Origin of the sequence: Streptomyces sp. NPDC006711 (genome assembly GCF_042869775.1) — a bacterium.
In the GTDB taxonomy this organism is placed as follows: domain Bacteria; phylum Actinomycetota; class Actinomycetes; order Streptomycetales; family Streptomycetaceae; genus Streptomyces.
In genome coordinates this window covers 1-9,043 of the sequence record NZ_JBIAGO010000016.1, presented here as the reverse complement: position 1 = coordinate 9,043, position 9,043 = coordinate 1, and the positions used below count along the sequence as shown (strand labels likewise).

Annotated in this window: 10 protein-coding genes and 1 riboswitch; of the genes, 3 read left to right on the top strand and 7 right to left on the bottom strand. The window is 73.2% G+C overall.

From position 1 onward, the window contains the following. The first annotated feature begins 197 nt into the window (after positions 1 to 197). Positions 198 to 455, top strand: coding sequence for a (2Fe-2S)-binding protein (locus ACFYM2_RS26505; protein WP_358995394.1), 258 nt, complete (start codon positions 198 to 200; stop codon positions 453 to 455). Between the two features lie 34 nt (positions 456 to 489). On the opposite strand, the gene bfr is transcribed toward ACFYM2_RS26505, so the two are convergent. After that, positions 490 to 969, bottom strand: coding sequence for a bacterioferritin (gene bfr, locus ACFYM2_RS26500; RefSeq protein WP_358995391.1), 480 nt, complete (start codon positions 967 to 969; stop codon positions 490 to 492). Positions 970 to 1,122: 153 nt separating this feature from the next. Here bfr and ACFYM2_RS26495 point away from each other — a divergent pair, with 153 nt between their 5' ends. Beyond that, positions 1,123 to 1,755, top strand: a complete 633-nt coding sequence (locus ACFYM2_RS26495; protein WP_358995388.1) for a sulfite oxidase-like oxidoreductase — start codon at positions 1,123 to 1,125, stop codon at positions 1,753 to 1,755. Positions 1,756 to 1,804: 49 nt separating this feature from the next. Here ACFYM2_RS26495 and ACFYM2_RS26490 read toward each other — a convergent pair whose 3' ends face one another. From ACFYM2_RS26490 to thiO, 5 genes are all read right to left on the bottom strand, one after another. After that, positions 1,805 to 2,656, bottom strand: coding sequence for a deoxyribonuclease IV (locus tag ACFYM2_RS26490; protein ID WP_358995385.1), 852 nt, complete (start codon positions 2,654 to 2,656; stop codon positions 1,805 to 1,807). A 7-nt stretch (positions 2,657 to 2,663) separates the two neighbouring features. Beyond that, positions 2,664 to 4,640 carry a Stk1 family PASTA domain-containing Ser/Thr kinase gene (gene pknB / locus ACFYM2_RS26485; protein WP_388839676.1) on the bottom strand — a complete coding sequence of 659 codons (1,977 nt, stop codon included), beginning with the start codon at positions 4,638 to 4,640 and terminating at the stop codon, positions 2,664 to 2,666. 180 nt (positions 4,641 to 4,820) lie between these two features. Continuing rightward, positions 4,821 to 5,615: a thiazole synthase gene (locus tag ACFYM2_RS26480; protein ID WP_358995380.1), complete on the bottom strand. Its 795-nt coding sequence runs from the start codon at positions 5,613 to 5,615 to the stop codon at positions 4,821 to 4,823. Positions 5,616 to 5,618: 3 nt separating this feature from the next. Then, positions 5,619 to 5,819, bottom strand: coding sequence for a sulfur carrier protein ThiS (thiS, locus tag ACFYM2_RS26475; protein ID WP_358995377.1), 201 nt, complete (start codon positions 5,817 to 5,819; stop codon positions 5,619 to 5,621). Then, a complete protein-coding gene (gene thiO, locus ACFYM2_RS26470; protein ID WP_358995374.1) occupies positions 5,816 to 6,997 on the bottom strand; it encodes a glycine oxidase ThiO in 1,182 nt (393 codons plus the stop codon). Before thiO ends, thiS begins: the two co-directional genes overlap by 4 nt. After that, positions 6,995 to 7,107, bottom strand: a riboswitch (TPP riboswitch). Its footprint overlaps the gene before it by 3 nt. A 151-nt stretch (positions 7,108 to 7,258) precedes the next feature. Between thiO and ACFYM2_RS26465 the strand changes: the two genes are divergently transcribed. Further along, the gene (locus tag ACFYM2_RS26465; RefSeq protein WP_388839673.1) at positions 7,259 to 8,482 is read left to right on the top strand and encodes an NAD(P)/FAD-dependent oxidoreductase; all 1,224 of its coding nucleotides are present in this window, start codon (positions 7,259 to 7,261) and stop codon (positions 8,480 to 8,482) included. Positions 8,483 to 8,506: 24 nt separating this feature from the next. On the opposite strand, the gene ACFYM2_RS26460 is transcribed toward ACFYM2_RS26465, so the two are convergent. Continuing rightward, on the bottom strand, positions 8,507 to 8,656 hold the full coding sequence (locus tag ACFYM2_RS26460; RefSeq protein WP_388839670.1) for a hypothetical protein: 150 nt from the start codon (positions 8,654 to 8,656) through the stop codon (positions 8,507 to 8,509). Positions 8,657 to 9,043 lie beyond the last annotated feature (387 nt).

Genomic DNA, 9,043 nt, shown 5'->3' with positions numbered 1-9,043 from the left:
GTTGGGGGCGCGCAGTTTTGCCCCGTTCATTTATTTGTTCCGCGTTCCCGGGGGGGGGGGGGCCCCCCCGGGCGCCCCCCCCCCCACTGGCGTACCGGGGCTGTCGCGCCCCCGGAGCGCCGGGTAAGGTTAGGTTAGCCTCACCGATCATTCGGGACGGGCTTTCGGATGGATCCCGCGCCCAGCGACCCCGGGAGGTGAACCGCGTGTACGTATGCAACTGCTTCGGTGTCACCGAGGAGCAGGTCAAGAAGCACGTGGACGGCGGTGCCTGCACACCCCGCCAGATAGCTTCCGCCTGCAAGGCCGGCACCGACTGCGGTTCGTGCGTGCGCCGCATCCAGGCGCTGCTCGGACGCGGCGCCTGCCCCCGCAGGGAGCTGGTCGACCAGGGCCGCCCCGCGCTCACGTTCGCCGCGCCGGAATCGGCCGCCGTCCTCGACGACGCCGCCTGACGCCCAGCTCGCGCGGCCTGGTGCGCCCGGCGCGCTAGCTCTCGGGCTGCTCGATGAGCTGCGCGATGTACAGCGCCTCGCCCAGCTTCTCCACGAGGTCCAGCTGGGTGTCGAGATAGTCGATGTGGTGCTCCTCGTCGGCCAGGATCGACTCGAAGATGTTTGCGGACGTGATGTCGCCCTTGGCCCGCATCACCTCGATGCCGCGCTTGAGCCGGTCGATCGCCTCGACCTCGATCTGCCGGTCCGCCTGGAACATCTCGGTGACCGTCTGCCCGATGCGCACATGGAAGAGCCGCTGGAAGTTGGGCAGACCGTCCAGGAAGAGGATCCGGTCGGTCAGCACCTCCGCGTGCTTCATCTCGTCGATCGACTCGTGACGCGTGTACTTGGCCAGCTTCGTCCAGCCGAAATTGGCCTGCATCGCACTGTGCAGCCAGTACTGGTTGATCGCCGTCAGTTCGGCGCTCAGCTGCTCATTCAGGAATTCGATGACCTCGGGGTCGCCCTGCATCGGGGAGGCTCCTTCCAAGCGGTAACTGGGCAGGTTCCGCGCATCCTCGCACCGTGATCCAGGACCGTCCAGTAAGTGCATGCTTAGTAGGAGTTGCCCGAATCGAGTAGTCCCTGGTCATCACCACCCCTCGGGGTCTGTCACCATGGAGTCATGGGTCAGCCGGAGAGCCGGGAGCGGCAGGGAGCAGCGCAGTCGGAGCTTCCGCCGGGCCAGCGCCTCCAGCGCGGCTGGCCGGTCACGCACTACGGCCCGGTGCCCAAGTTCAAGCCCGAGCGCTGGGAGTTCCGCGTCTTCGGGGCCACCGCCGACGGCGACAAGCACTGCTGGAACCACGAGGAGTTCTCGGCGCTGCCGTTCGAGAGCGTGGTCGCCGATCTGCACTGCGTCACCAAGTTCTCGATGCTGGGCGCGGAGTGGGGCGGGGTGAAGGCCCGTACGATCGCCGAACTCGCCCCGCCCGCACCCGAGGTCACCCACGTCATGGTCTGGGCCGAGTACGGCTTCAGCTCCAACCTGCGCCTGGCCGACTTCCTCTCCGACCGCACCGTCTTCGCCACCCACAACGGCGGTGACCTGCTCACCGCCGAACACGGCTTCCCGCTGCGCCTCGTGGTGCCGCACCTGTACGCCTGGAAGGGCCCCAAGTGGGTCCGGGGCGTGGAGTACATGACGGCCGACCGCCGGGGATTCTGGGAGGAGCGGGGCTACCACAACGTCGGCGACCCCTGGCGCGAGCAGCGCTACTCCTACCAGGAGGAGCCGGGGGACGGCCCCGAGCTCTAGGGCCCCGAGCTCCAGGCGACGTCCGGCGGGACGTACGCCGCCCGCGCGTTCACGCCCGCAACGACTTGAGCCGGGCCACGTCCGCCGCGTGCCCCTCCTTGCCGCCCGGCGTCTCGATGACCAGCGGTACGCCGGCGGTCGAGGGATGCGCGAGCAGTTCACGGAACGGCTCAGCGCCGATGTGCCCGGTGCCGATGTTCTCGTGGCGGTCCTTGTGCGCGCCCACCACGTCCTTGGAGTCATTGGCGTGGATCAGCTTCAGGCGGCCCTCGCCCACGGTGTCCACCAGAAGGTCGAGGGTCTGCCTCATCCCGCCGGGCCCTGCCAGGTCGTGCCCGGCCGCGTAGATGTGGCAGGTGTCCAGGCAGACGCCCAGCTTGGGGTGGTGGTCAAGGGCCTCGAAATAGGGCCCGAAGTCCCAGGTGCGCGAGCAGAGCGAGAAACCCTGGCCCGCGGTCGACTCCAGGAGCAGGAACGGGTCGTCGTCGTGGGTCAGCTCGTCGAGCAGCGGCAGCAGGTGCGCGCGCACCTGGGCCAGCGCCTCGGAGCGCGGCCGCCCGCCGGTCGCCGAGCCGGTGTGCACGACCACGCCGAGCGCGCCGATCTCGCGGCCCCGGCGCAGCGAATGCCGCAGCGACTCCACGGACCTCTCCACCGTCGCCCCGGTGCCGGAGCCGAAGTTGATCAGGTACGGGGCGTGCACGTACGCGGGGAGCGACGCCTCGGCGCACTCGGCCCTGAACCGCTCGTCCTGGGCCGGGTTGCCCGCGGGGGTGGCCCAGCCGCGCGGATTGGCCACGAAGACCTGCACGGTCTCCGCGCCGATCTCGCGCGCGTAGCCGAGCCCGTTCGTGGCGAGGCCGCCGGCCACCGGAACGTGGCCGCCGATGGGGTTGCGCATGAGGTGACTACAGTCCCTTGGTGGTGATGGTGACGGTGGAGCCCTCGGGGGCCTGGGCGCCGGCGGCGACGGACTGACTGGCGACCTCGTCGCTCAGGAACGGGAAGCCCCGGTCGACCTTCACCTTGAACCCGGCCGCCTCCAGGGCCTTCTGGGCATCCCCCGCGCTCTGGCCGGTCACCTTGGGCACGGCGACCATCTTGGGCCCCTTGGACACGGTGAGGGTGACCGTGTCGCCCTGGGTGAGGCGGGCGTGCTCGGGCGCCGACTGCGCGGCCACCTTGCCCGCCGCCTGCTCCGAATTGACCTGGTCGGGGGCGACGGTGACCTTGAGCCCGGCGCTCTGGAGCGCGGCGGTGGCGTCGTCCACCGTGTCACCGACGACGCCCGGCATGTCCACGGGCGCGCCCTTGCTGACGACGAGCGCGACGGCGGTGTCCGTGTGGCGCTTGACGCCGGCGGCCGGGTCGGTACGGATCACCGCGCCCCGCGCCACGCTGTCGCTGTACTCGCTCGTGGTGTCGCCCGGCGCGAACCCGGCCTTGCCCAGCTCGTCCTTGGCCCGGTCGAGCGGCATCCCGTCGAGCTTGGGCACCTGCGCCGTCTCGGGGCCGCGCGAGACGATCAGGGTCACCGCGCCGTTGCCCCGGATGCGGGCGCCCGTGGCGGGGTCGGTCGAGATGACCTGGCCCCGCTCGACGGTGTCGCTGAACTGCCGGTCGACCTTCTTCAGGTCGAGCCCGGCGCCCGACAGCTTCTGCTTCGCCGCGTCCTCGCTCTGCCCGATGAGGGCCGGGACCCGGGTGAACTGGCCGGAGTTGATGTACCAGACGCCCGCGCCGACGCCGAGAACCACCAGGAGCGCGCTCACCAGGGCGATCAGGCCGCGCCTGCCGTCGAAGCGGCGGCGGGAAGTGCGGCGCGCCACCGGCTGCGGCTCCTCCTCGGCGACGCCGCGCGGCATGATCAGACGGCTGGTGCGGTGGACGGAATCGGAGCCGGCCGCGTCGGCGGGCAACGGCACGCCCACCGGGGTCACCGGCGTGGTCGCGGCGCGCGGGATCACGCTCGTACGGTCCTCGGGTCCGGCGCCGCCCGCCGTGCTCCGGGAGCCCGGCGGCACCGCGTCAAGCTGCTCGTCGTCGAGGGCTTCGCGGGCCACGCGGGTCCGCGCCAGCAGGGCCACGGCGTCGTGCGGGCGGGCGTCGGGGTCGCGGGCCGTCGCCGACGCGACCAGCGCGTCCAGTTCGACGGCGAGGCCGGGCACGGCGGCGGAGGGGGCGGGCATCCCCTCGTGGAGGTGGGCGTAGAGGATCTGGGCGGGGGTGTCCCCGCCGTGCGGCTTGGCGCCGGTGAGCATTTCGTACAGCACGACACCGCAGGCGTACACGTCGGCGCGGGTGTCCGCGGTGCCGTGCTCTATCTGCTCGGGGGCGAGATAGGAGACGGTGCCGAGGACCGAGCCCGTGGTGCTGGTCACCGCGTCCACCGCCCGCACCAGACCGAAGTCGGCGACCTTGACCCGGCCGTCGTCGCCGATCAGCACGTTCTCCGGCTTCATGTCCCGGTGCACGAAACCGGCCCGGTGGGCGGCGCCCAGCGCGGCGAGCACCGGCTCCAGGATGTCCAGGGCCGCGCGCGGCTGGAGCGCGCCGCGCTCGCGCAGCACGTCCCGCAGGGTGCAGCCGGCGATGTACTCCATGGCGAGATAGACGTACTGGCCCTGCGCGCCCTGGTCGAAGACGCCGACCACATTGGGGTGCGCGAGCCGCGCCACCGACTTGGCCTCGCGGATGAAGCGCTCCACGAAGGTGGCGTCGGCGGCGAGGCCCGGATGCATCACCTTGAGGGCGAGCACGCGGTCGAGGCGGGTGTCGACGGCCCGGTAGACCGTGGCCATACCGCCGACGGCGATTCGCGCGTCGACGCGGTAGCGGCCGTCGAGCACCTGCCCGACGAGGGGGTCATGAAGGGTCGTGTCCACGGGGAGAGTTTACGAGCGCCCCAGGACACCCTGACGCCGCGGGCGGCCCGGGGCCCCTACTGAAGCCGACCTGTGACGCGGGGCCCGGCCGCGCGCGGCGGATTCGGCGTGCCGCGCGCGGATCCGGCGTGCTCACAGCCGTGCTCACAGCCGTGCTCACAGCCGTGCTCACAGCCGTGCTCAGAACGCCGGCCGTTCCGGGTCGAGCGCGGCCAGGCCCGCCATCGGCGAGGACGCCTCGGCGAAGTGGCGGCGCGGGATGCGGCCCGCGCGCCGGGCGAGCCGGCCCGCCTCCACCGCGTGCCGCATCGCCTCCGCCATCAAGACCGGCTCCTGGGCCCGGGTGACCGCGGAGGCGAGCATCACCGCCGCGCAGCCGAGCTCCATCGCCAGCGCCGCGTCGGATGCGGTGCCCGCGCCCGCGTCGAGGATCACCGGCACGTTCGCCCGGTCCACGATCAGCTCGAAGTTGTGCGGATTGCGGATGCCGAGCCCTGAGCCGATGGGCGAGCCGAGCGGCATGATCGCCGCGCACCCCACGTCCTCCAGCTTGCGGGCGAGGACCGGATCGTCGTTGGTGTACGGCAGCACCGTGAACCCGTCGTCGACCAACACCTCGGCGGCGTCGAGCAGTTCGACCGGGTCGGGCAGCAGGGTGCGCTCGTCGGCGACGACCTCCAGCTTGACCCAGTGGGTGCCCAGCGCTTCGCGGGCCAGGCGCGCGGTGAGCACGGCCTCGCCCGCAGTGAAGCAGCCCGCCGTGTTGGGCAGGACCCGGATGCCGCGCCGCTCAAGGACGGACAGGACCGAGCCCCGTACGGTCGGATCGAGGCGGCGCATGGCGACCGTGGTGAGCTCGGTGCCCGACGCCGCGAGCGCGCGCTCCAGGACGTCCAGGCTCGGCGCGCCGCCGGTACCCATGATCAGGCGGGAGCCGAAGGTGGTGTCGGCGATGGTCAGGTCGTCGTCGGCCATGGCTCAGCCTCCCTGCACGGCGGTCAGGACCTCGACGCGGTCGCCGTCGCCGAGGGTGGTGGCGGACCAGGCGCCGCGCGGCACGACCGTCTCGTTGACGGCGGCGGCGACGCCGGAGCGGGCCGGGGTGAGGGTGGCCACGAGGGCGTCGAGGGTGGTCCCGGGGGCGAGCGGGCGGGGCTCGCCGTTGACGGAGATGGTCATGCGGTCGTCAGCTCCCGAGGTGCGCCGGTGAACCGGCGCGGGGTGAAGGGGCGTGCCTCGTCGGGCAGTTCACCGGTGGTCAGGACGTGCGCCATGACGTCGCCGGTGACGGCGGTGAGCAGGACGCCGTTGCGGTAGTGCCCGGTGGCCAGCACGAGGCCGGGCAGCGCGGTCGGTCCGAGCAGGGGCGCGTTGTCGGGGGAGGCGGGGCGAAGGCCCGCCCGGGTCTCGGTCAGGGGCAGTTCGGTGATGCCGGGCACCAACTCGTGGGCGTCACGCAGGAGTTGGTAGACCCCGCCGGCGGTGACGGTGGTGTCCCAGCCCAGTTCCTCGCTGGTGGCGCCGACGACCAGCTCGCCGTTCTCGCGCGGCACGAGGTAGACGTCGCTGCCGCGCACCACCGCCCGTACGGTCCTGGACAGGAAGGGCGCGTACGCCGGCGGCACGGTCAGGCGCACGACCTGGCCCTTCACCGGGCGTACCGGCGGAAGCAGTTCTTCCGGTACGCCGTCGAGGGTGCCGCTCAGGCTGCCCGCGGCGAGCACGGTCTGGTCGGCGTGGAGTTCGGCGCCGTCGGCGAGGGTCACCCCGGCCGCCCGTCCCCGCAGGACCGTGAGCCGCCGGGCCCAGGCGCGCTCGAACCGTACGCCGGCCTTCTCGCAGGCCACGAGCAGCGCCCGGGCCAGGCGGCGCGGGTCGATCTGGTGGTCGCCGTCCACCCGCAGGCCGCCGCGCACGCCCGGCGCGAGCAGCGGTTCGAGGCGACGGCACTCGCGCCCCGACAGCCACTGCGACTCCAGCCCGCAGCGGGTCTGGAGCGCGTGCAGGTCCCGCAGGTGGGCGCGGTCGTCCAGGTCGAGCGCCACGGCCAGGGTGCCGCAGGCCCGGTAGCCAGTGTCCAGGCCCGTGACCTCGCCGAGCTCGGCCACGAAGGCCGGATAGCGCCGGGCGGATTCGACGTTGAGGGCGAGCAGGGTCTGCTCGCCGTAGTGCAGCTCGGTGACGGCGGCGAGCATCCCGGCCGCGACCTGGGCCGCGCCGCCGCCCGGCTCGGGGTCCACGAGCACGACACCGAGGCCGAGCCGCGCGGCCCGCCAGGCGGTGACGAGGCCGATGATGCCGCCCCCGATCACGAGGACGTCGGACCCGTTCGCGGGCCCGCTGTGTGCAGAACGCATGGGCGTCCAGCCCCTCCCTTCGCCGGCATGACCCGGATCAGGTTCGTACGGTCGGAGGCCGCCCAGCCTCCCTCTCAGCCCGGTCCGTCCGGGCTCCCGCGAGTGCTTTACGCCAGCCACCATAGCCCGAGCCGCCGACGCGCAGTAAGGGAGCGTCCGGGGGCCGGGGAGGGGCCCGGGGGTGGCCTGGGGGCGGCCCGGGGGTGCGCGCCGGGGATCCGTCCCCTACCTGACGCTCAGTCAGCTGCTTATGGTGATCAGGTGAGCGAACAGCAGACGCAATCCCAGACGCGGCACGTGGTCGTCGTCGGCGCGGGCATGGCCGGCGTGCAGACCGCGGTGGCCCTGCGCGAACAGGGCTTCACCGGAGCCGTCACCCTCATCGGCGCCGAACCCCATCAGCCCTACGACCGGCCGCCGTTGTCCAAGGCGATCCTGCTCGGCAAGTCCGAGGGCTCGGCCTTCGAGGTCGACTTCCACGCGCTCGGCGTGGACCTGCGCCTGGGCCTGGAGGTCACCGGCGTGCGGCCGGCCGAGCGGCGCGTGGTGACCGAGGCGGGCGAGGTCGGCTACGACACGCTGGTCATCGCCACCGGCGCCGAACCCCTGACGCTGCCCGGCACCGGGGGAGTGCCCGGCGTGCATCTGCTGCGCACCCTGGACGACGCGCGGCGGCTCCGCCCGGTCCTGGACCAGCGGCACCGGATCGTGGTCGTGGGCGCGGGCTGGATCGGCGCGGAGTTCGCGACCGCCGCGCGGGAGGCGGGGTGCGAGGTCACCGTCGTGGAGGCCGCCGACCGCCCCCTGGCCGGGGCGCTGCCCGCCGAGGTCGCCGCCCCCATGGCCGACTGGTACGCCGAGGCGGGCGCCGATCTGCTCACCGGGGCCAGGGTCGCGTCCATCGGGCCGGGCGAGGTGCGGCTGGCCGACGGGCGGGTGCTGGCGGCCGACGCGGTGATCGTCGGCATCGGCGCGCGGCCCGCGACGGGCTGGCTGGCCGGCTCCGGCATCGAGGTCGGCCCCGAGGGGGCGATCACCGCGGACGCCCGGCTGCGCACCTCACTGCCGGACGTCTACGCGGTCGGCGACTGCGTGTCGTTCCCCTCGGCGCGTTTCGGCGAGCGCCTGCTCGTCCACCACTGGGACAACGCGCTCCAGGGGCCGCGCACGGTCGCCGCCGACATCGTGGGCGAGGCCGCGTCCGACTACGACCCGGTCCCGTACTTCTGGTCCGAGCAGTTCGGGCGGTTCGTCCAGTACGCGGGCCACCATGCGGCCGCCGACGAACTGGTCCGCCGGGGCGACCCCTCGACCACGCCGTGGTCGGTGTGCTGGCTGCGGGAGGGGGCGCTGGTGGCGGTCCTCGCGGTGGGCCGGCCCCGAGATCTGGCCCAGGGCCGCAAGCTGATCGAGTCGGGGGCCCGCCTCGACCCCACGAAGGTGGCGGACCCGTCCACCCCCCTGAAATCCACGACCCGCACGTAAGGCCGACACGGGTGGGCCTCATCCTCAATCGCCGGACGGGCTGACCATGCCCATGCGGGCCAGCATCGTCCCCTTGCCAGGGGCGGGCGGGCTGAGGATGCGCATGCGGGCCAGCACGGACCCCGCCAGGGGCGCGGGGAACTGCGCGACCAGCCATCCACGGGCCGCAGCCAAGGTCCCTGGGGCTCCGCCCCAGGCCCCGTTCGCGCTGAACGCGCTCGTCCTCAATCGCCGGACGGGCTGGGTATGCGCATGCGGGCCAGCATCGCCCCCCTGCCAGGGGCGGACCGGCTGAGGATGCGCATGCGGGCCCGGACCAGCCCTGCCAGGGGCGCGGGGAACTGCGCGAGGAGCGCCCACGGTCCGCAGCCGGGGCCCCTGGGGCTCCGCCCCAGACCCCGTTCGCGCTGAAGGGCGCTCGTCCTCAAACTCCCCCAAGGCCTTAAGGTCCAGGGGGTACCCCCATGACGGGCTGGGTATGCGCATGCGGGCCAGCATCGCCCCCCTGCCAGGGGCGGACCGGCTGAGGATGCGCATGCGGGCCCGGACCAGCCCTGCCAG